Here is a 21848-nt window from a genome sequence, read left to right on the forward strand (position 1 = left end):
TGCAATGATGTTTGCCAATCCAAGCACTTACAGATGGAGATTGTGGGCACGATGATCGGGAAACATTCGGGAGGCAAGCCGCAACGGCTCCGCTCGCAAAATGGCAAGGGCCAGGAAGCTGGCAGTCCTGGACCCTTTAATGTCCATAGTCTTGGAGATGATGCTATGTGATCGCGCCACAATATTCGACGCCGAATCGACTTTCGCATTTAAAGTAGGTTACTGTTGACTTACCATATTCAATATCACCATACGGTTTTGTTCGCAAAACCTCAACAGCGATATGCCGTGTTGGCTCGGCACAATCCTTCGACTGCTTTTTTCAGAGCGCCGATATCGGCGCCGCTAAAGGCCCTATTGGACGGATGCCGCTCAAGGTTGGAGATTGATCTGGAGTTCAGACAGGTCGCCCGCCCCAATATCGGTTGCCTTCAAGCTGTGTAGGTATTCCAAAAGATCTTCTTGGCGCGGCTGCCCAAAGACCAAGCGATAGACCGTAAGGCTGCGTTTCAACCATTCTAGGCGGCGGAATTCGCGGCTGAACGGCAACATGGGGACACGGCGCTCGACCTTCACCGGGCCTTCATAGATCCAATATGGCACAAGGTCCGTGTCGATGTCCGTCTGTGCCCTAGCAGCGTCGAACATTGTGTTCCAAGGATCCTTAGCTATGCCGCCTTTGCCGCGGATGACGTCGATTTGCCGATATGCCAGGTTCAACCGGATCGCATGTCCCTTGTAGCGATGGACACGGCCCTCACGTTGTTCCAAATCGACCGGATTGCCCGGCAAGTTCCAATGATAGATCCGGTAGCAATAGGGGTGGAAATCGAGGCCCTCTTGCCCGACCGAGGTCGTGGCAAGCACGAACGGTCGAAACGGCGAGTTAAAGGCGTCACGGACGCTGCCCAAGCGCGCCGCGCCACCTTCCTCGTCCTTGTAATCAGCCAGTCGCATGGCAAACCGGCCGCGCATTTGGAACTTGTTGATGACGAGTGCCTTACCTTCCACGGTCGGATCCTCGACGTCGATCTGCGAAGGTCGGATCGACAATGCGTTGGCGATAGCCTTGCTAACCCCCACAATTCTGTCAGCTGACGACCTTGGACCTAGCCCTTCAGCGTCGACGAGATAGTGAACGTATTCGTCCAGCACGGCTTGGAGATTATGTTCCGCGCCATAGGCCAGCACCAGACGCCAATAGCGATCGTCGTCGTCCTTACGCAGAAGAGCGACAGCATCATGCTGGTTAAAGAGTGTGCGGAAGCCCCAAGCGACCTCGGTCGCCGCGGTGAGCAGGTTGGCATCGTCCCAATCCAGGTCCGGCGCAATACGGCGCAGGGCTCGCAGGGCACACACTGCAGGGCTGCCGAGCGCAATATCGACGAGGAGGCCCATGATCGTTTCACTAACAGGTCCAAGCTGACGCCCTGCGGCCGCAGAGCTAAGTTCGGCGACGTGCTCTTTGAACCCCTCCTCATTTCCCAGGGACGCCAAGCCACCGGGCTCGACCAACCACGCAAGCGATTTTGCACCGGCCATCGCGTCAATAACCGCCGGCGCAGCCCATTCCCAATCCCGGCCGTCCGTGATGACGCCCGACCTTTGCTCTAGTGCTTTGACACTGTCGCGCAGCCGGTCGGCTACAGCGTTCCGCATGTCAGCGACTGAGAGCGTTTCGGAGTGCTCTGCAAAGATCGCCAAAGGATCAGCCAGCCGCGCCAACGTTGGCGACGGATAGATCAGGTTCATGGCACGCATGGCGACAAGGCGCTGTTGGTCCTGCCGGAACTGGATGGGCCGAGGACGTGTGCGCGCGAAATACCGCTGACCTGTGTCGCCAACACCCATTCGACGTTCGGCTTCGTGGGAAAGGATAGCCGCAATCGCGTCTGGGACCATCGACCAGGATGAGAAGATCAGAGCCTTGGTCAGTGGCGGGCTTTGACGTGTGGGTCCGTAGTAGGGCAAGGAAGGCGGTATCCAGAGGTTCTGATCGAGCGCGTTGCTGAACACGTCGTCCATGACACCACGCATTCGTCCATTTGCGGGATCGAGCGGTTCGTAGGCGTCGAGGCGTGCATGGTCCAGCATCTCAGGCTTAGCGCGGATTAGAGCCTCTCGAAGATTGAGTGCAGGCCGGCCAAGGTTTGCCTTCATGATGCGTTTCAGAGCGTAGTCGCGCATGAAGTTCAGTAAATACGGCGCCGACTTCCAGTATTCGGTGATCTCTGGCGCGTCTAAGGCTCGAGCGACGTCAGAAACAGAGGCGGCTTGGCGCAAGTCGGTAGGCCGCACGGTAATGGACATGGGCGGCTCGCCAACCATAGAATCGCGGTCAACTGTAATAGCCACTCGTTCTGTGCGAGCCATTACCGAACGCAGTTGTCGTTCGACGCCGCGTCGAGCATCGATGGCAGCCGGCCGAGACTCGGGCAGAGCGTGCAGGAATCCGCGGAATTGTCGCATCTCGACTTCGAGTGTCGCGGCGATAGCGGGGCCCTTTCCGCGGCCGTAAAGAAACGACAGGGTCTCCAGAAAATCACGATAGTGATCACCATCATCGGGTTCGTCGTCTGACAAGGTCAGCATGCGATAGGGCGTAGCCGACAGGAGTAGTGTCCGTGCAGCGTGACCACTCCCACTCGTATACTCGAACAGTTCGCGCGCTAGGATCGCTGCATCGGTCTCACCGTGCAGAAGGTCTCGAAATCGCTGAAACTCGTCCATTATGATGAGGTCGGGCTCAAGGGCATCGACGCAGGCGTGCGACAGCTTGCCCCGCAACTTGCCTATCAACGCGTCGCGACGCAGGGTCATCGTCACCGGGTAGTGTTCTCGGCGGCGGCGGAACAGATCGCAAACCTCCTCAAGCTCTGCAAACAGGACAGTATCGTCCTTAACGTCGCGTCGGAAACGATCGATGATCCGCTTGTCGACGCCGTCTAACGTCAGGGCATTGACAGCCTTCCGCCATCGCTCCACGCCAGCGTAGACTTGCATCAGGTTGTGTAGGCCTCGGGGGCGGGAAACGCGGTCCGCCAACATGCGCAATATGAATGCCCGCTCTTGGACGACCCCCGTGGTCGATCGCAGATTAAACGTCGTGCCTGGGGTCAAGCTTATAAAGTTGACCTTGTTGGCGTCGAGGCTTTGGGCGCCGCGGACCTGAAGCGGGATCAGGGTCATCCGCGTTGGCAGGGCAAGTTCACGCCGATTGAGCACGTTCAAGCGGCTTATGTTCTGCGCGGCGATCGCCTGGTTGGAACAGATATAGAGGATGTCGATCCGTTTGGTCGTATCCCAAAGTTTTTCGATTGTCCGTGCAATCACTCCGCGGGCTACCATCGTCTTGCCTAGGCCTACTTCGTCGGCGACTAGAAACTGACGGACTGGATCTTGATCGCCGTAAAGCCGATCAAACACATAGTCCACAGTGCGACGCTGGAATGACTTAAGCGGCGCGAGTGCGGCAGCAGCATCAAATCGGCTATCAGGCATGATTGGTTCCTTGATCCCGGAGCGCGATACGAAACGCATCCCATAGAGTGCGGAAGTCATCCGGGATGGGGTCGGCCCCAGTATCATTGCCCGACTCCAGTCGAGCCATAAGCCGTTCGATAGCATGAAGGCGTTCGCCGCCACGGCAGAGGGCACGAACCATGTCCTCGAGTAATGGGGCATCATCAGCGGATGACATCCAAGCAGACTGTCCTGAGACCTCCTGCGCGGCTAGCGCGGCCCCGAAGGGATCGCCGAGCTCGGACAACAGTAGTCGAAGATAGCGGAAGAAGGCGTCCCGACTGTTGATGACCCACCGTAGAATGGCAGCATGTCGTTCGGCTGGAAGCCCTTCTATAACTAGGCTCGTGCTGAATAGAGCAGAAGCCTTCTCGCCTTCATCCCTAAGCTGGAAGGCAAGAAAGCGGGTCAGGTCGACCAGGGGCATCGCGCCCAGATCGATCGTTTCGCCCGCTCGCAAAGCGGTCAGTATGTTGCGCGCATGCCCATCTCCGCGCGTGATGGGCCAAGCATTCAAAGTGCCGACCCCCTTCAATGGCATGGGTTCCGATGGCGTGAGCCAGACGCGCCATGCGTTCTCGCCTTCCTCTGTCTGAGTTCGCTCGCAGCGCAGCCGCAGCGCGCCACGACAAAGTGCGCGACGGGCATTATCGAGGCAAGCTTCCGCCATCGTCACCAATGGATCTATGAGGTCCAGTTCACTGGGAACGAAGGCACGTGTCAGGCGGCCGAAGCCCTTCTCGCCCATGATCTGCTCCACGCCGCCGACCTTGGATCTCTTGCCTCGGAGCGAGGCGAACAGTTCGACGTTATTGCCCGACCGCAGCGCGGGGCGAGTTGCATTGCCTGATCCGACCGTAAGGATAGTGTCCCATCCAATCTCTGCGATGAAGGCCTTGGCATGTAGACCCTGGAGCGCGTTGGTTGGGAATTCTTCACCATCTTCGCTGTTGGCCATTTCGTCGAGGACGGCGACGCGCTCGAATGCGCTGAGGGTTTCGTCTGCGACGCATGCCAGCTGGTCTGGTCGGCTGATAATGATGGGCTTTTCCGCTGTTGGAAGAGAGGCTAGGAATTTCAGCGTATCTGTGTCGCAGAACGGCGAGATCACACCGAGCCTCGCGCACCCGGAGGGCTGCCAGATCTTGTCGGTGAAGCCGTTGACAGCGAATACCACATCCTCGAACCGCTCCGGCATCGTCCATTGAGTGCGTCGCAAGTTGTCAGCGATTTCGGTAGTTATGATGCCGGCCTCTTCAGATATGCCGGCAACCGCTAAGTTCGGCAGGCGGTTGAGCAGATCGAAAAGCGGGCGGTTTTTGGCGTCTGGTCTGCGCGTAAGCTCGCCGTCGAGACGAAGCGAGATATCCCAGGAACGGTCGCGCGTGAGGTTACGCGAAAGGACGAGGAGTCGCAGCAGGGTTGGATCATCGGATCGGGTCGGCCGATAACGCAGCGCCCACATCTTAGGATGAAATGCTCCGCCACGTGGCGCGGCGACTTCGACGATGATCCTTTCAAGAAGGGAGCACAGGCGTGAATGCGGTCGGGTTTGGGCCTGAATATGCCCAGCGTCAGTAAAGACGACGAGTCGACCAGCGATCCGCTCCGCACCCTCAAGCAAGGCTAGCGGGTGGGAGAGAATGTCATCGCGGTTCTCCGCGGCGAATAGAGCCAAGCTGACAGGTGCAGCAAGGGCTGTCTCGAAGTCGAGCGAAAAGGTAGTCGCCACTGCGGCGTCGAAAACGTAGCCCGGCGGGGGCTGAAGACTGTCGCCATAGAGCACCCGACTTTCGGGATCGAGTGTGGTCCTATTTAGCATTGGCGAGATCCCTAAGATGCCTCTTGGTTTGCGGCCAACGGAACGAGAGGCGCTCCGTCCCTGACGCCCCCGTCCAGCGATCTCGAATGGCTCGGTTTGCGAACCGAGACTGGCTGGTTTTCAGCCGACGCTCGCGGTCCTGCACCAGGCGCGACGCCGGGGTCTGGTTGCCCTTGCCAACCCCGCCTGCGCGAACCAGCGCTAGCCATTCGCCAACGAATCGCTTGGCTGCCGGCCGGATGCGGTGAGCGGGGTGATCAACAGCCTGCCAAAAGTCATCAAGTTGCCAGGCGCGAATCGCTGACAGATCCAGGTCGTCGCGCCATTCCTGCAAACGCTTCTGATAGGACTCGATCCATTCGGGGCGTTCACGCAACTCGCTGAGTAACAGATTATAAATCAGCGAGGCACCATGCATCACGCTTGAAAAGACTTCGGCGTGCCGAACGAGTTTTTTCGTTTCGCTCGGGAAATCATTAAGATGCGGATGCTCCCAAATGTAGTCGCATTCGGCTGGCGTGCGGGTATCGCGGGCCAACATCGCCAATAGGCTTCGAGGTTGCTGCACAACTAGGCGGTCTACGATGAACTGCGCCTCGTCATGGCTTAGTCGGAAGGTCGTCATCTTGAGCAAATCTTTGGGCGGTGGCGGCAGCGACGGCGTCCATATCTGCAATGCGTGTCCTTCCGATGCGGCGTCTTCCCTTTCCCGGACCCGCGAATGGCCACGCTGAAGGTGACGCATCGATGAGAACAGATTTTCAGCCGAGCCGGGAAAGAGTCGGATTCCCCACATCCCTAGTCCTACCCAATAGACCGAACTGGGAAGGCGCTGCAGATCGACGCCTGCATCGCGCCCGATGATGCCGTTCGATTCGCCGCCAGCCTTGAGCGCGTCGGCGAGACGGTTCTCAAGGACGCGAGCTTCTGAGGCGAGCGTGTCAGAGGCTACGTTCGAACCCTCCAGAGCCCGAAACAGCCATGGAATAAACAGCATATAGCGCAGTCGGGTCTGGATCGTGCTGGTTCCCGGAAAGAGATGATCGGCAATTGAGTCACGGATACTGCCCAAGCCGAGTTCGTCACGGGTTTCGCGTTCCTGGAACAGCGCCATTATCCGCTGCGCCCTTTGGCGCTCAGCTTCGTCGAAATCAATCCAGGCCAATGATGACATGCGCGGTTCCCGATCTCAGTTCTAGGGGCTAAGTGCAGTGACTTGAGTGGAAGATGTCTGTGTAGCATCTCAATTCCCGAGGCGACGGGGCCGCGCGCTATCCTCCGAGGCCGCAAGAGTGTGGGACATTGACCGGGATCGATCCCAGGCGTTTGCCGTCGTAGCCTTCTGCAACTGTCGCTATCACCGCCGGGTTCCAGCCGTAACCGCAGTGGGCGGTATCCGGGCGCTCTAACAGTCCGAGATATGTCTGATCGTTTGAGACAATCACGTTGGTAATCTTCATGTCCTCCAGGCAGATACGCTTTGGGGAACAGCCGATAGCTCAACAGGTCATTTGGATCCGTGAAAGCTACAAAGCGAATGGGACCGGACGGCTCCGCGATAAACGCCTTGTTCTTTCGAGCTCGTGCGCTGGCGATCACGTCGAGGAGCGATCCACTAGCTCGATCCGCCGATTTGTTTGCAGCAATCATGCCTGTGCCTGGAGCGTAGGTCGCGGCATTCAGGAGAGGTATCTGGTTTGCCAGCAGGAAAACCATCTGGACATCGCTAAGGCGCTGGGCGATCCGCGACTGTTCCGACGCCGGCGTGGTTTGCCATATCGAGACGATCGCGTCGGAGAGCATCTTGCTTCCCAAGCTCTCGGCGATCAGGATGGTCTTCCGCCTCGGCTTGCTGTCGTCGATCAGGCAGTGGCCTGCGGCTGAAATATCGCCGCCCAGAGCGTCACAAACTTCGGAACGGATCCACGATCTGGTCGGATCGCCAGCCGTGCCCGTGTAAATCACGGCGTCGGAAAAGCAATCGTCGATTAGTCCTTTCTTGAGATCCCTGTTCAGGCTGGCGCGCTTCAGTTCATCGTTGTGATCAAGCCCAATCGCGATTTTTGCGCCGGCCGCGAGCGGTGACCAGACGAGAAAGCGGAGTTCGAGCGAATGTCCGTTCACGCTATGGTTGAACGTGACGCGCGCGGCGCGCTCCGGACCATACACAGTGTTTCGCTTAGACGATCCAATTGCGATTGCTTGTTGGAGAAGGGCATGCCGATTATCTGCCCAGTCTTCTTCATGAGTGCACATCCCGTGCACCCAAACGACCCGTAGGTCTTCTTGCTTGGCAAAGTTCATGATACCGCCAAAGCTGGACGGGTTGATCTGACCCGGCTCTTGAATCTTCGGCGGGATGTAAGGGGTGGCGCACCCCGCAATCAACAATGCAGCGCCGAAGATGAATACAGAAAACAGCGTGCACAAAGCGTGCCTAATTACTGTTGCCATGTCTCATCCCCCGCTCCCTCTTCAGTGAAGCTGAGAAAGGGAGAAAAAGCGAGTCGTTTCACCGTGCCAGGATTGTCTCATGGAAAACGCTCGGAAGCCGCGCTCATGGCAGCTGAATGAGCGAGCCCGGGAATCCATCATAGCGCTAAGCCTGTCGACACATCGGTGAGTGTCGCCATCAATGTGTTCGTTTGGCCTTCAATTCCGGGGCAGCTTGTGAATCTCCAGCCGAACCGGGCCGCCTTTATCGCAACTCGTGCAGAAAAGCGCCCTCTCGACAGAACTGAACAGCGCACCCGACTGCTTGCGCGCGGACGGCGGCAGCGTCGCCGTCTGGATGGTGGAGCACGGCCAGGCTTTGGACTGGCCCGGCTACAGCCATGGCGCCTATGCGTCGCCGCAGATGAAGGCTGAGGCGGCGAAGGTCGGGTTATGGGCCGGAACGTTTCAGGCGCCGTGGGATTGGCGGGCAGCACACGCTGACGGTGCGAAGCCGGCAGCGAGATCCGCTTGGCATGATCAATCGCCGCAAGGTAGCGCAAAGCTACTCCTGCCAGCCGCGGCGAACCTGCTCACAAGCCCAATGGTATCTGAGCAACTGCTCTTGGGGCGGCAAGCTGGACCGCGACAGCGACGGGACACCGTGCGAGTCATTGTGCTGATTCAGCATGCGAATAGACTAAGCACGCCAACCACGGCGGTGATGATGGTTGCAGCGCTTGGTGGCAATTGGCCCTCACAGTCATCGTGGCCAGAGCCATTCCTACGCGGCGATGGCGTCTGCTTCGTAGGTCTTATAGGTCGGGACAACAACCGTCTCCGCGCCGAGGGTGCGCCGCACCTCGACTAAAAGCAGCTTGTCATGCTCAAACGCAGGGCTCAGCTCAAGCGCTAGGTAGTCAAATAGCGGGCGTTCATGCACAGCAATGATGATTTTGCGACCGTGAATCTTCGAAAGGGTGCGAAGGAGGGCTGCGAACTGAGCGATGTGCACCTCGTCCATGCTCTGAACCGGATCATCCAACACAAGCCACGGCAGACGCGAACTTGCGACCGAGAAATGGAGCGCCAAGAAAAGTGTTAGCGCCGCAGTGTTCAAGTTACCTGAGCTTAACATCGAGCCGGGAGTGCCTCCGGTCATCCCGGAGCGATTTACCGTTTCAAGGGTCGCGGCGATATCGGTCGCCCCGGAGGGAAGGTGGAAGGCTGGGACGAAAGGCTCGGTCGGCGCCAACCTAACGAAGAGGTCGCGCCAGAGAATGTTGAGGGAATCGTTGAAAACCTTTCTGACCGTTTGTGTGCGCGACTCCCTTGCCAAATCTCCGAGAGCCCTTGCGCGGTTGCGTCGCACGTTCGCGGCGGCGATCGCGGCATTTAGGCCCTCGATGGCTAATGAAAGGGATTGCAGTTCCGCAGCGATCTCGATTGATCGAGACTGAAGACGCAGCAACAATAGGCATCTCGTCTGGGCGCTTTCCCTTCCTCGCTCCACTTGTTGTAGGCTCGACACGCGCACACTAAGCGTCTGCTGCAAGTTAGCAAGAAACGCTTCTATGGGCTCCGCAGAGCCTATCGACCTACCGCCAATAGCAGCGCTCAGACGAGAGGAAGATTCGCGCAGTTCATTAGAAAGCCGATCCGTCTCCCGGAAGGTGCCGAGATCGCGGGAGGCCTCGGCCTCGGCGGCCAACAGAACTGCACCGTGCAGTGATGGATTCTCAATTCTGGTAAGCGTGGTTGCGTTGTCGGATAGCTCGGCTATCCGTTGACCAGTAAGGATTTTCGCCTCTGGCGTAAGAAGAGTCCCTCGGAGTCGTTCCCGCTGTCGACCCAGGTCGGCAAGACGAGAAGTCGCAGCCGCCTGTTCGCTCGAAAGCTGCGCGAGAAGCCCAGAGTCTTCTGTGAGTTTTGCAATCGTGCGCTGCAGATGGGCACTTAACGGTTCCTTCGAAATCTCGTCGAAAGCCCTGTTGCATACTGGGCAGTCGTCAGAATGAACATGCGGCAATACACCCGCCAATGCTGTTGCCAATTGGCCAGCGTCTGCCGCGATCGCTCCCATTCGTGCCGCGATCAGTTTCAGCCGAGCCTCCTCACGCCGAACGCTCGCCTGCAGCTCCTGTTCAGTAGCGAGATTTGCAATATCGGACGCGAGAAGCTTTTGCAGGCGAGCCAGCTCTTCACCCACACGCTCCGTGGCTGCTCTGTAGGCTGTTGCCGGATCGGTCGATGACCACGACGGCAGATCAGGAAATCTCGAGCGGAGACTCTGTGTGATGCCCTCTAGCTCGACCCCTACGCTAATCCGCCAAGCTTCCGCCGCTTTCGACGCATTGGTTGCGGCCGCCTCAGAAGCACCTCTAGGCCCAGCACTTGAATTGATTCTCAAACCATTCCACGCCTTCCGCAAGGATTGAAGTTCGCTGAGCCGACCACGCTCGTCGAGCAGTCTGGACCCTATGTCCATTGCTGCGAGCTCGTCCTTAAGACGCGACAAATCGGCCAAGAACGCTTTGGTTCCTGGCAGAGCATCATCCAAGTCACTCTGAAATGCCAAGAGCTCGGACGATATAAGCGCATCGACATCACGGCGCTCGCTAAAGAATTTCCCGGCCTCGATCTTCTTCTCCTTGAGGAGATCCTCAGCGTCCTTGTATTCCTGCACGAGCTTGCGAATACGGCGCACGTCGCCTGCCTCGTGCAAACCGCCGATGACCGCATCTAGCTGGTCAAGGTTCAGGAGGTCTTTAACGAAGTGAGTAAGTGCACTCTCCTTGTTTGGATCTGCTGTCTGATAGATTTCCAGAAGGCGAGTTAGGACTGATTGCGCGAGCAAACAACGCTCGCTGAAGAATCTTGCGTCCGCCGTTCCCAAGAACGGTTTGCCCAAGGACTTGCCCTGTCGAATCTCGAAACCTCCAGGACCATCTTTGCCGGGCTCGCTTGTGACGATTTCGACGCGAGCGGACTTCGCGTCCTCATGCACCAGAAAATTCAGGAAGTTCGACTCGTCTCTTCGCATCGCGGGCAGGTCGCCCGTCAAAGCAAGTTCCAGTGCAGACAGAATGCTTGTCTTTCCTGCGCCATTCGCACCGTGAACGAGCACAATCGGCGCATCCAGTGGGACCTCGACAGTTCCCCTAATGCTCCTGAAGTTGGTGATCGATAACCGCTGGATTGAATCAAGGATCGTCATCCCGCTTCTCCTGCTCCTCCAGTCGCCTTCTGTATAGCTTCCTGAAGCGGCACCGCAAGTTGCTTTCGCAATACCTCTCTAACCGCCCGCTCACCTCTTGGTGCCGCGGCTAGAACGCTGTCCGATAGGTCATCCTTTTGGTTTCGTTGGCGCAAATCGACCAAAGAATCGGCCATTGCGCCCGCCATATCTGGCAGCTTCAGCGGCAGCAGCACCGACAGCCAGTCTTTCAGAAGTTGGTCATCTGCGGGCCCTGTCGGCGTGCCAACAGGCAGGACCCGGCAAACGCGTGAGATAGCCTCCATCGTAGCGTTGTCAGGTTTGGGACCTGCCAAAATAGCTGTCATGGGGCGCCGCGATCGAATCACATCCAAGGCGCGCCCCAGTCCGCCAATTTTCTGGCGGGTCCGCTCGTCCTTCTCCGCGATTGTGTCAACGACGACAATCAAGTCGGGTGACTTATCAGTGCCAAGGAGCACTGCCGCGAACTCAAACGGGATATTTGCAACTTTGAACGGCGTTCCTAGCCGGCGGAAGCCGGCACCTTCAAGGACAGCCACAACGCGAGAGACCGGGTCGCTCGAGTTCACAATCCTGCCTCCTCTCGAAAACGAATGATCGCTTCGTCTGCGCTCCCAGCTTCGGACATAATGGAGCGTATACCTACCTCGCGCGATGCAGAAGGCAATACGCGGCCCGGCGCACCGTATGGACTCCTCTGCTGACGAATGACTGGAAGCGTGCAGATTGCAACCACAGTGTTGCTATCAGTCTCATCAATCACACCTTCGAGGGACAGGCGCAACGCGGCATCGGTGCTGCTGACGAGAAAGACCTTCGATGTCGCGGCTGGGGTCCTGATAACGAGCGATCCCGTAGCGGTCCCAGTTTCACTAACGGCAACCGTCCAATTGTCGTTCGCGACACCTGTTCCCAAGATACCGAGCAAGGAGGCTAGCTCCGACATCCCTGACGCGAAAAGGTTCGGATCGCCGCCTAACTGAGATACTCCTAGTATGCCCAATGGCGCATACAGAGTGTTCGGTTTGTCGGGAGTGCCCCTGAAGATATTCATCGCGCTGGTTGTGATCTGAGCCGTTTTCCTCACGAATTCCAAGCGATCCCCATCGCCCAATGGTGCAACTTGGTTCCTCAAAATTTTGACGCCACGCGCCAATTCCTCGTGATCCGCGTTTTTCATTTTTGGCGCGGCAACGTGCTTGGCAAACTCCACCATCTTCCGCGCCAGGACTTTGAGAACGAGAGCCGTCAGGAGCGGCTTCGCGAACGCCTGAATCTTTGCACCGGATTCAATTACGGCCTGATGCTTGTTGTAAGACTCCCCGTATACGAGCTTCAGGAGCGTCTCTTGGCTGGCGCCAAGATCTTGCTCCGCGAAAACGTAGGCAGGAGGATGGGCCGGATAGGGCTGCGACTTGAGCTTGTGGGCCTCAGCGAAAATCTCTTTGATGTTGAAGTCTTGTGCCGACAGTCCCACTACGAGCGCAGGGGATTTGCTTGAGAGACTGACTAGCTCGTGCCGCATTAGCGCGAACTTGTCATTGATCCGCCAATCCGCAATCTGGGAATCGCGACCGACTAGATACTTGCGGTAAGTGTCCTGGTCGTGCGCGGCCCGAACGGCGCAGCCGTGAAACTTCAGCAAACGTATGCGACGAGCGCCGCCTTCGAAATCATCCTTCCGCACGCAGACCGACAGCGGGTCAATATGCGCATCGATCATGGCTGCTACAGCCTTCTCGACAAGCCCGTCCCAATTGGCGGTCGCGACGTTTGGAAGGACCCCCTCCAGAGCGAGGATGGCCACGCAAACATGCTCACAGTCCGGTTCCAGATTGTCGCGGGCGTAGGTCTGGCGGACATCCACTACCTCCCACAGCAGATAATCGCCATCCTTGCCCTCAACGGAAACATCTAGCAACTCGGCATATCGGCCGACGAGCCGGTTGATAACAGAGTCAAATCCCGGCCAAGTTTCGGGGGCTTTCGACAAATCCAGAGCCAGGATTTCGCCGTTGCTCAGCGCAAGCCGCAATGCCTTTGCAAGTGCCGTTGAAAACGGTCCGGTCCCGTCTTCTGCTAGGCGCCCTTCCCACAGGTGTTTGAGAACCCGACGGCAAACCTTAAAGAGGTCATCTACCCGATCTCGCGAGATGGCCGAACCGAGCCAAAGCACGTATTCACCTTTTGCAACCGCTTCCGCCATTTCGTCGAACTGATCGTCCAACAGCTCCAGCGTTTTGCCGACAGAAATGTCCGCCGCGGAAACACCGACCGCTCCTCCCGCCATGAATCCCACCCCCAAGCCTTGTTCTATCATCACGGTGTGCAAGACTTTTGCAAGCACATGGTGTTTTCGCCGGTTCGCGTCCTGGCGGTTGATCGTTTCTCCAACCTGTGGTTCACCGCATCGGGTTTTCTGGTGCTATTTTGCGGTTTCGGCAGCGAACAGTCAGATGGACACTGATGCGCTCAGCTTAGTGATCTTACCGCGAGCGCCTGCGAGGTTAGAGAGGTGTGCTCATATCGGACATTTGGTCAGCAGCCGATAGCCTGCGCCAGTCGAACATCTTAGAATAATACCCATGGAATCATCTAGAATTCGCCGAACTTTCCGGGATCTCTCACAGAAGGAGATCGCCGATATTGAGCAGGCCTCGATGCTGGCTCGGATGGGGTGGCCGGGCGCCTTCGGATGGGACGAGCTACTCAAATCGCAACGTGTCCTGATCATCTCTGAGGCGGGTGCTGGTAAGACCTATGAGTGCCGCAAGCAGCAGCAGGCGCTTTGGGACGATGGCGAACCCGCTTTCTACCTCGATCTTGCAGAGCTTGCGCGAGACAGCTTGCGGGAATTGTTGTCGGAGAGGGAAGAAACGCGCCTCGATGCATGGCTCGCGTCACAATCCGATATCGCCACTTTCTTCCTAGATTCGATCGACGAGCTCAAACTAACACTTGGATCGTTCGAAACCGCATTGAAGCGGTTGAGCAAGGCCATCTCGGGGCGGCTCCGCCGCGTGCGAATTGTCATAACTACTCGCCCGATCCCCATAGACCAGCAACTGATCCACAAGCATCTTCCCGTCCCCGACGTTGTCGACCTGGTCGCGAGCGGCGATGCCTTCGCCGATATCGCTACGGGCAGGGTTCAGTTCGTGGCAGGCAACAATGAAGAGAAGATCGCGCCGACCTGGAGAAGCGTTGCGCTGATGCCGCTCACCAATGAGCAGATCCGCGAGATGGCGGCAGTCGAAGGTGTTGATGATCCAGATACGCTGCTCGCCGACATCCGCAAACGCGACGCCGAAGATTTTGCACGGCGCCCGCAGGACCTCGTCGAGCTCTGCGCGGACTGGCGCAACTTCCATCGTATCCGCACCCACCGGGAGCAGGTGTCACAAAATATCGCAGTGAAGCTCAAGCCTCGCTCCGATCGACGCGAACCGTCGTCACTGTCGCCCGATAAGGCGTTCGAAGGCGCAAGCCAACTGGCGCTCGCCGCACTTCTCACGCGCAAGCTCACGATCCGACACAGCGTAGAGGCAGACCGAAGTGGCGAGCCTGGGACGGCTTTGGATCCCACCGTCATCCTGCATCATTGGACACGCGACGAGCGCGAAACGATGTTGGAGCGCGCACTTTTCGGCTTCTCGAGTTACGGTCGTGTGCGTTTTCACCATCGTTCGGTAGTTGAATTCCTCGCAGCGAAACGGCTCGAAAAACTCATTACTCAGGGTATGTCGATGAAGGCGGTCAAACGTCTGCTGTTTGCGGAGACGCCGGAAGGTATCAAGATCGTGAAGCCGACCATGCGCCCGGTCGCAGCTTGGCTCGCCGAATCCTATTCAAGCATATTCGCCGAGGTGCGCGACCGTGAACCCGACGTGCTGCTCGAACATGCTGATCCGGGATCGCTGACTAGCCAGCAGCGCGCTGACGCGTTGCGCTCTTACGTGGGGCTATATGGCCGTGGTGGCTGGCGGGGATTGCACGTGCCGCGCATGCAAGTGCACCGTTTCGCCTCGACAGAACTTGCCGCTGAAGTTCGGCGCCTGTGGAAGGCCGGCATCGAGAATTATGAGGTCCGAGAACTGCTCCTAGAGCTGATCAGCGCAGCACCCATGCAGTCTTGCGCTGACATCGCCTATGCCACAGCGCTGGACGGTAACGCCGAACGAGGCGAACGGCTGGACGCGATTAACGCACTGGCAAAATTGGATGCCTCGCTGCTCGATGAGGTTACCCAATCGATGGAGGAAGCACCAGCGCTCTGGCCCGATGCACTCGTTCGCGGCGCCATAGTCCAGCTTTTCCCGAACCATATTACTGTCGATCGGCTATGCCGCATCCTGAAGCGCGTGCGGGACGCGCGGAACACTGTCAGCGAAATTAGATGGATGCTGCCGCGCAAGATAGCCGAGATCGACCTCGCGCCGGACTATCTCATGGCCCTGCGTTCAGGCCTAACCGCTCTCGCGATCGAGGGTCTCGAATGGAACAAGAACTGGCCGCATATAGGCGGCAAAAACTTGCATCTCCTCCCGGCGCTCGCTGCAGTGTGCCTGCGAATGGTTCAGCGCGACCCCGAGCCCGAAGTCATCCGGTCGTCTGTGATCGCGCTGCGTCTCGCGCGCGATAATCGGCCCCGCGACGAGCTGGCATATGCACTACGCAAAGCATTCGCCGACATGCCCGCGTCCGTCCGGGAAGCAGCATTCTGGGCCGAAGTCGCGTTCAATGAGACGCTTCGTCCTCAGGGGGATCCCGAGAGCCGCATACGAGAGGTGTTTTATCGTGGCGCGCTCGATCTGAAGTTCGAGCAGGACGGCGCGTGGGTCGTTCGAATCCTCTCGGACCAGAGGCGCCCGCTTGTCGAGCGCGCCATGATGCTTGAGGCTTCGATGCGAGGCATCTGGGACGGCAAAGTCGAACCGCGAGTCTACATCGAAGGACTCAAGCCATATATCGCGGACGCGCCTGACCTGCTGGACCGTATCGACAGTCAACTCAAGCTGAGGCCAATAGATCCCGAGGACGCTGAGCTGGAAGCGAAGATCGAACGCGAGCGCAAGGCCACAGAACGACGCGAGGCCAAGGATCACGGGAGGTGGGTTGCATTCTGGCGAGAGGTTGCCGAGCATCCACAGACTGCGTTCAGGCCCGATCGCCAAGGCAACACCGCCTGGAATCTGTGGCAAGCAATGCATCGGTCCGGTGACGAGAGCAGGGCTTCAGGCTGGAACCGGCGTTTCATCGAAAGCTATTTTAGCAAGGACGTAGCAGACCGATTGCGCGCTAGCATGCGGTCTATCTGGCGGAACGATCACCCCACATTGCGCCATGAACGCAGCGAGAAAGAAAAGGGCACGATTCTCATCCGCTGGCAGCTTGGTCTAGCGGCGATAGCCGCCGAGGCGGAAGATCCGGAATGGGCGCGCAAACTCTCGGTCGAGGAAGCTGGACTGGCGGTCCGTTATGCTCCCATCGAGCTCAACGGGTTTCCTGCCTGGCTTGAGAGCCTCGCTGCTGAGCACCCGCTCGCGGTCGAGCGCATGCTTGGACCGGACCTCTCCGCGGAACTCGACGAGATCGCCAAGCCACAGTCCTTCGTAGTCCTGCTTCAAAGTGTGAACCACGCGCCAGCCGCGGTGGCGGGACTTTTCGTGCCGCGCTTGCGCGCTTGGCTCGACGCGAATGCCGAGCGGCTTCGGAAGGGCGAGGATGAGGCGGCCGCCTTCAGCCGCCTCCAGCGGGTGCTCGAGATACTACTCGCGCACGACGATGAGGCCCTATGCACACACGTTCGGACGATGGCCACCGACCAACTCGCATTGGCGAACGACGGTCCGTTCACGCAGCTGTGGCTGACCTTATTGATGCGACTAGACCCTACCGCAGGCACCAATACGCTCGAACGGCGGCTTGCGGACCTTGAGCCAGCGCCGGCCGGACCGGTAGTCCATTGGTTCGCGACCATGTTCGGAGAGCGCCATGGTGATCTTTTGGTCGGCCTCAAGCGGCCCGGATTCACGCCGGCGTTGCTCTTGCGTCTCGTCCGGCTCGCCTATCGCTATGTGCGGCCATCGGATGACATCAGCCACGAGGGAACGTATTCGCCAGGGCCGAGGGACGAGGCGCAAAGTGGGCGAGACGCTCTGCTGAGCGCGATACTTGACACCAAGGGCGCCGACGCATGGGCCGTGAAGCTCGAGATGTCCGTCGACCCGCTGTTTGCGCATTTCCGAGATCGCCTGGCGCTGCTCGCTAGGGAAAAGTCCGCCGAGGAGATGGATGCCGCGGTCCTTATAGAATCCGAGGTCGTCGCGGTTGATCGGTATGGCGAGGCGCCACCAAAGACTCGCGACCAAATGTTTGCACTCATGTCGGACCGTCTTGACGATATCGATGATCTGCTCTTGCAGGACGTCTCACCGCGCGCGGCCTGGGCAGGAATTGCTGACGAGAAGGTGATGCGCCAGCAAATAGCTCTTCAGATGCGGAATGCCGCCAATCACGCCTACAAGGTGGACCAGGAAGCAGTTACCGCCGATGAGAAGGAGACTGACATCCGGCTGCGTGCAACCGCTTCCGACCAGCAGGCGACGATAGAGCTTAAGCTCGGCGACAGCCGTTCCGGGAGGGACCTGCGTGATACGCTCAGAGATCAGCTCGTAACCAAATACATGGCTCCTGAGAGTTGCCGCTCCGGCTGCTTGCTCGTGACCGTCTCCAAGGACCGGTCGTGGGAACATCCTGATACTGGCGAGAACCTTGATGTCGCGGGACTCACAACGATGCTGAATGGCCAAGCCGCCAAGATCGTGTATGACATGGGCGGCAGCATACGCCTTTTGGTCCGAGTTCTTGACTTGCGCCCGCGACTCTCCACGGAAAAACGTCCGGGCGCTCATAAAACCGCAAAGCTGTAGTCTAATTCTCCGATATCCCGGAGCCGTGGCCATCTGCGACTGGGCTAGGTCGACTGACTTCCAGCCGACGCCCTAAGAAAACGGACGAGATCGCCAACATTGCTACGCCAGTTGCGGCGAGCGTTCGCGGGATGTCGGGCACCGCCATTCTGGAGCTTAGAGAAGGGCGAGATGAGACGTTCTGGTGCCGCGCAGATCGCCGCCCTACTCCTGCGCCCTCAATCGTTCGAACTTTTCCCCTTCCGCGACCATCCACGCGACGTAGGCTTGGCCTTCGTCCAGATCGATATCGAGCGGTTCAGCATACTCATAGGCGAGCGTGTCGCGGACTTCCTCGATAGAGCACCGATGTAGCTTCGCGAGCCACTTGGCTCGCCCCAGCTTTGCCCGCGCCTCCTGCTCGTGCGCGTGGTAGTCATTAACGGCGGCAACCAGTTCCCGGTTGTTCCCAGCCGTCTCTCTCGCCAACTTGTAGTCCGCCTCGTGCATCTGGTGCGGTGCCACGCTGACTATCGCCGCGCTGATATCCTGAATGGTAAGGGACCATGAGCTTAAGCCTGTCAGTTTGCAGGCTTCCGTTTGGACATGTCGACAATCCTGGCAGACGAGCACCGCGGCATGATTCCCGATGACCATGTGCGCTGTGGTTTCGGCACCTCGCCAATAGAGCGCTGTCGGGTCTTTTTCCACGAACCAATCATAAAGGACATGCATCTTGGCGGTCCACTCGCCGGAGTTCCGCGACTTCCGGCATATTTCCCGTTTTGAGCGCTGGCAGCATCCGCACCTCCAGCCCTCGCTGACCTTGGGCCAATGCTTCTGGCCTTTGTTCTGCACTTCGATACGTGCATATTCGGCATCGGTAGGAGGCTTGCCCGGAGCGATCACTTTGCGCTTGGCCGACTTGCCTATTGCGTCCCTAGAGACAGATCGTTGGATCAGTCGCCAACCGACGTTGTTGCCGCGACCCGGTGTCGCCCGACAAAACTGTTCCCAAACCACTGTGGGCTCATCCATCCAGAAATTCACCCGAGATGGGGCGTTTTCGCGGCGGTTCTTTCCGTTGGCGAAGCGCTTCCCCATACGTTCGGCAAAGTCCAGTCGATCTTCGAAATCCCCTTTCACCCGGGTCCAAATCTCGCGAGCTTTGTCCAGGTCGATCCCGTGCACGTGATTGTTTGTGACGACGATGAAGGCAGCTATCTCCTTCGGCGAAAAGGTGAAATGGCGATCGACTTCTTCTCCTATGAGCACCTTTGCCCTGTTGTCGGCGAGATTGCAGTCGATACAGACCGGCGTTCGCTCAAACCGCTCGACAAATTGGAGCATGGCGCTCTTGGCTTTCGATCGCTGAACGGCGAACTCCCTGTCGTCGGTAAGGGGATTGAGTTCTTCGAAAAGCTTGCCTGCTCGGTCGGAGAGGTGATCGTGATGAACTTCAAGCTCGCATAGCAAAACCCCTGCCGAGTTGAGCCGGGCAATCTGGGGCTTGGTCCGATTGCAGCAATGACAAGACCATCCATACCATGTTGCGGCCCATCCCCGGTTCAGACTCAGACGGTCGGTATTGAAGCGCCGAAGCAGAGCCTTCGTGTAGCTGCTCCATTTGCCATCCCGCATGAACGCGAAGTCGGCCAACTCTTCGTCGGACATCTCGTCTACATCGGGGATGGTAACCGTTGCGGATCGCGCGACCAATGCAGGCTCCTGCCAGGGTGAACGAATATGGTGGCAGGATTCGCGATGGAACCGAAGGCCGTGACCTTCACTGATGACGTCGCCCCACAGACATCGGCGACCGCCGTCCATACGAGACGAGGGACCAGCGCATCGTTCGACACTGGCAGAAATCAGCGATAAAGAATTTTTTGTCCACTTTGCGGTGCGTTACAGCGTTACAAAATGTTCTATAAGCAATTGATTTTATTATAGTTTGTCAGAGTTCAATCCTCTCTCGCAGCACCAGTTTCCAACCATCATCCTTGTTAGCCCCTTCGTCCTCTGCATCTGCGCGGGCGGCGCGGCGATCATGCCGGCAGACCCGACCAGCAGTGCATTGCTCCAGAAAAGAGTTGCCAAGGCAACCTCCAGCCGAAGCGCATTCTCGGCACCGACACGATTCGTTAACCAAGATGCTGTTCATCGACATGACGTGTTTTGGGATGGATGCCCGTCTACGCCGGTCAAGTCCATGCCTTGTCAGGTCGAGGACGCGAGGTTCTTCATCTCGACGCGACGTCAAATCGCCGGAAACAAAAACAACGTGCAAGGCATGAATGTGATTGAAAGCGAGCAAAACGCGCCCGGCGCTTCCCATCGTTGGACATTGCTGCCGGCCATCATGGCAGCGTTCCTTTGCCTGTGCGTCAGCAGCGCGTTCGCGGAGACGCGCGCTTTGAAGATTCAACATCTCCATACGGGCGAGAAGGCTGAAATCGTCTTCAAGCGCAATGGGCGCTACGATCCGGCGGGACTGAAGAAGATCAATCTCATGCTGCGCGACTGGCGTCGCAACGAACCGACGAAGATGGATCCGCGCCTGCTCGATCTTGTCTGGCAGGCCTATCGCGCCAGCGGCTCAAGGGCCTATATCCATGTGGTCAGCGCCTATCGTTCGCCGGCGACGAACGCAATGCTGCGCAGCCGCTCGAAGGGCGTGGCTCGAGAGAGCCAGCACATGGTTGGCCGCGCGATGGATTTCTTCCTGCCGGATGTGCCGCTGAAGAAGCTGCGCGACATCGGCCTCAAGATGCAGGGCGGCGGCGTGGGCTATTACCCTACCTCCGGTTCGCCTTTCATACACATGGATGTCGGCAATGTGCGGCATTGGCCGGGCATCAGCCGCCAGGAACTTGCCAGGGTATTCCCGAACGGCAACACACTGCATGTGCCGAGCGACGGCAAACCGCTGCCCGGCTACGAGCAGGCGTTTGCCGCCTACAAATCGCGCAAGGGCGCCGGCACACCCAACATCGAGCTGGCAAGCGTCGACGGCGGCCGCCGCAAGGCCCGCAGCCTGCTGGCGACGCTTTTGGGCGGCGGAGACGAGTCGGATGATGTCGCGGAAGCGATACCGGCGCCACGCAGACCGGCCAAGTCCGTTGAATCCAGGCCGGTCGGACAGGGTATCGCTATCGTGCCGCCGCAGGAGGCCCAGCGGGCGGACATCCAGATGGCTGCCGGCGATCCCGGCGAGGAACCGCCAGCTGGGCAGAAGGGGAAGACGCCTGAAGCGATCGTCATGGCCATGGCGCCGGGCTCAGTGCCGCTGCCCGCCTTCGCACCGCGCACCGAGCTTGCGGCGCCCGTTCCGACCCCGGAAACTGCACCGTTCGCAATCGCCGGTGCGTCCACGGCGCGGGCCGAACTGGCTGATGCCAAGCCGGACGTCGCCAATGCCGATGCCGCTGTCGTGGGCGTTGCGCCGGACATGGTGGCGCTCAACGTCCCCTTGCCGACATGGCGACCGGAAAGCCGGACAAGCCCGGCGCGCCAGCCGGAAGCAGTCAAATCTCGCGATGCGGTCGCTGCCCTGCTGGTCAGGCATCATCCCGCGGACGGCCTCGATGGGCTGGCCGGACAGCGGGTTGCGATTCCCCTCTCGCAGCCCGAGGATCGCGTCAGGACCAGCCCGAAGGCCGACCGCGTCCAGCCACGTCTCGATCCTGAACCCACCGCCGTCATTGTGCCAGCCGCGTTGTCTGGCCGGCCGATTGGGACAGGTCGCGGCATCGCCGGTGGCGCCGGGCCTGCGACGGCGGCCGTCATTGCCGCCAATTTCATCCGCGCCGCGCCGGAGCACGTCTATCTCGACGGGTTCCAGCCGCGAGGACAGACGTCCGATCACCGCCGCTTCACCGGCTCCGCGGTCAGGTTCTTGCCCATCGCCAGCTTCAAATAG

11 protein-coding genes are annotated in these 21848 nt (G+C 58.8%); 3 read left to right on the forward strand and 8 right to left on the reverse strand.

Translation table 11 applies throughout. The annotated features are described in order from the left end of the window. Positions 1 to 372: 372 nt before the first annotated feature. From ACZ89F_RS03995 to ACZ89F_RS04010, 4 genes are read right to left on the reverse strand one after another with little or no spacing between them, the layout of a single operon-like run. A complete protein-coding gene (locus tag ACZ89F_RS03995) occupies positions 373 to 3540 on the reverse strand; it encodes a helicase-related protein (protein ID WP_476090496.1) in 3168 nt (1055 codons plus the stop codon). Further along, positions 3494 to 5344 (reverse strand): phospholipase D family protein, encoded by a 1851-nt coding sequence (locus ACZ89F_RS04000; RefSeq protein WP_476090497.1) that lies wholly within the window; start codon positions 5342 to 5344, stop codon positions 3494 to 3496. The genes ACZ89F_RS03995 and ACZ89F_RS04000 overlap by 47 nt, the downstream gene beginning before the upstream one ends. Continuing rightward, positions 5334 to 6518: a DUF6361 family protein gene (locus tag ACZ89F_RS04005; protein ID WP_476090498.1), complete on the reverse strand. Its 1185-nt coding sequence runs from the start codon at positions 6516 to 6518 to the stop codon at positions 5334 to 5336. The genes ACZ89F_RS04000 and ACZ89F_RS04005 overlap by 11 nt, the downstream gene beginning before the upstream one ends. Further along, entirely contained in the window at positions 6458 to 7798 is a 1341-nt protein-coding gene (locus ACZ89F_RS04010) for a hypothetical protein (RefSeq protein ID WP_476090499.1), read from the reverse strand. Before ACZ89F_RS04010 ends, ACZ89F_RS04005 begins: the two co-directional genes overlap by 61 nt. 515 nt (positions 7799 to 8313) lie before the next feature. On the opposite strand from ACZ89F_RS04010, the gene ACZ89F_RS04015 reads away from it, so the two are divergent. Beyond that, positions 8314 to 8460: an excalibur calcium-binding domain-containing protein gene (locus ACZ89F_RS04015; RefSeq protein WP_476090500.1), complete on the forward strand. Its 147-nt coding sequence runs from the start codon at positions 8314 to 8316 to the stop codon at positions 8458 to 8460. A 101-nt stretch (positions 8461 to 8561) separates the two neighbouring features. On the opposite strand, the gene ACZ89F_RS04020 is transcribed toward ACZ89F_RS04015, so the two are convergent. Genes ACZ89F_RS04020 through ACZ89F_RS04030 form a run of 3 tightly spaced genes read right to left on the reverse strand, consistent with a single transcriptional unit; the run spans position 8562 to position 13362 of the window. Beyond that, a complete protein-coding gene (locus tag ACZ89F_RS04020; protein WP_476090501.1) occupies positions 8562 to 10994 on the reverse strand; it encodes an AAA family ATPase in 2433 nt (810 codons plus the stop codon). Then, positions 10991 to 11584, reverse strand: coding sequence for a hypothetical protein (locus ACZ89F_RS04025; RefSeq protein WP_476090502.1), 594 nt, complete (start codon positions 11582 to 11584; stop codon positions 10991 to 10993). Before ACZ89F_RS04025 ends, ACZ89F_RS04020 begins: the two co-directional genes overlap by 4 nt. Then, positions 11581 to 13362, reverse strand: a complete 1782-nt coding sequence (locus ACZ89F_RS04030; protein WP_476090503.1) for an SIR2 family protein — start codon at positions 13360 to 13362, stop codon at positions 11581 to 11583. Before ACZ89F_RS04030 ends, ACZ89F_RS04025 begins: the two co-directional genes overlap by 4 nt. Positions 13363 to 13600: 238 nt before the next feature. On the opposite strand from ACZ89F_RS04030, the gene ACZ89F_RS04035 reads away from it, so the two are divergent. Beyond that, complete coding sequence (locus tag ACZ89F_RS04035) at positions 13601 to 17947, forward strand: NACHT domain-containing protein (protein ID WP_476090504.1); 4347 nt, start codon at positions 13601 to 13603, stop codon at positions 17945 to 17947. A gap of 204 nt (positions 17948 to 18151) precedes the next feature. On the opposite strand, the gene ACZ89F_RS04040 is transcribed toward ACZ89F_RS04035, so the two are convergent. Then, entirely contained in the window at positions 18152 to 19645 is a 1494-nt protein-coding gene (locus ACZ89F_RS04040; protein ID WP_476090505.1) for a hypothetical protein, read from the reverse strand. Positions 19646 to 20219: 574 nt separating this feature from the next. Between ACZ89F_RS04040 and ACZ89F_RS04045 the strand changes: the two genes are divergently transcribed. Then, positions 20220 to 21848 (forward strand): peptidoglycan L,D-endopeptidase MepK, encoded by a 1629-nt coding sequence (locus ACZ89F_RS04045; RefSeq protein ID WP_476090506.1) that lies wholly within the window; start codon positions 20220 to 20222, stop codon positions 21846 to 21848.

This window comes from Mesorhizobium sp. USDA 3734, assembly GCF_056279665.1.